Source organism: Mycobacterium talmoniae (assembly GCF_001854525.1).
GTDB lineage: Bacteria > Actinomycetota > Actinomycetes > Mycobacteriales > Mycobacteriaceae > Mycobacterium > Mycobacterium talmoniae.
The window spans coordinates 1-1,019 of record NZ_MLQM01000351.1 but is presented as its reverse complement, the minus strand read 5'-3'; the positions used below and the strand labels follow the sequence as shown (position 1 = coordinate 1,019).

Here is a 1,019-nt window from a genome sequence, read left to right as displayed (position 1 = left end):
CCCCCACCCCACCCCCCACCCACCGGCCCCCCCCAGGCCGCAGCGCGTCGGGCATCAGCGCCCGCCGCCTCGACCACCAGCCCCCGCGCCCTCCCGCACCAAACAACGCCCCGCACTCCCCTACCAAGAACGGTCGGCGCAGCACGCCTTTCCCCATGTCCCCCACCTGCCCCGCCTCAACGGCGCCCTCCCCCGCCGCGATCCGCAGCCAGTGCGGCACCACGTCCGCGGCCGACACCCCGACCGGCGCCAACGCCTCGATCGGTGACACCTTGTAGACCTGCCGCGCGGCCATCGCCGACGCGGCCACGCTGGTGGCCACCGTCGCGGCCAGCGCGGCCGGGATCGCGTAGCCGGGCAGCCAGTACTCGACGCGGGCTTCCAGCCCCTGGGTCATGGCCGGCGGCAGCCGCCCAATCGCCGTGCGGCCCGCCAGGATTCCCAGGCCCGACCCGATGCCCCCGCCGACCAGCCCGAGGATCGCGGCCTCGGCGAGCATGTCCCGCACGATGGTGACGCGGCGGCCGCCGATCGCGCGCAGCAGCGAGATGACCGGCCGACGCTGGGTGATCGCCATGGTCATCGTGGTGTAGATCAGGAACGCGCCCACCACCAGCGCGACGGCCGCGCCCAGCAGCGCCATGTAGTTCATCAGCTTGACGCCGTCGCCGGCCCGGGTGGCCCGCACACTGGGCTCGGCGACCAGGGCTCGCCCGCCCACCGCGGCGGTGACCCCGGCCCGCACGGCGGCAAGATCGGCGCCCCGCGTGGTGGTGATCAGTATCGAGTCCAGCTGCCCCTGCCGCCCGGTGACCTGCTGCGCCAACGCAAGTGCGGCCAGCACATAGTGCCCGCCGTTGAGGTCGGCGAGCCGCTTGCCGCCCAGCACCGCGGCCACGGTGACCGCCCCGGAGCCCAGCTGGAACCGGTCGCCTTCGGCGTAGCCCAACCCCGGCCCCACCCGGACACCGTTGGGCACCGCGGGCGGCGCCGACAGCCGACCCCCCACCGCGTTAGCC

Annotated in this window: 1 protein-coding gene; it reads right to left on the bottom strand. The window is 75.4% G+C overall.

The window, feature by feature from the left end; all coding sequences use genetic code 11:
* On the bottom strand, positions 1 to 1,019 hold a 1,019-nt coding region (locus BKN37_RS27295; RefSeq protein WP_131823733.1), incomplete at both ends, for an ABC transporter permease.